At 78.3% G+C, this 263-nt stretch carries 1 protein-coding gene; it reads left to right on the forward strand.

What is annotated here, in order from left to right:
- Nucleotides 1-263, forward strand: a 263-nt coding sequence (locus DW309_RS19230) for a hypothetical protein (RefSeq protein WP_168387140.1), incomplete at both ends; no start/stop codon positions are given.

The following is a 263-nucleotide window of genomic DNA, read 5'->3' on the forward strand; positions in this document are numbered from 1 at the left end:
CGGTGCTCGCGAGCGCCTGGGGTCTGGCGGCCGCGTCGATCCTGCTGGCGTGGCGGTTCGAGCTCCCGGCGGCCCCCGTCGCCGGCACCTTCCTCTCTCCGGCCCCGCCGGCCGCGCAGGCCCGGTTCGACGACATCGGCCTCACGGTCGCGGCGGTGTACGCGCCCCTCGCCGCGGTGCTCCTGGTGCGTCGTCCGCAGCCGGTCGCCGTGCTGCTCGCGGTGCACGCCGTGGGCTCGGGGCTCGCCGCGTTCGGCGTGCAG

It is taken from the genome of Microbacterium sp. K41 (assembly GCF_004794395.1).
Classification (GTDB): domain Bacteria; phylum Actinomycetota; class Actinomycetes; order Actinomycetales; family Microbacteriaceae; genus Microbacterium; species Microbacterium sufflavum.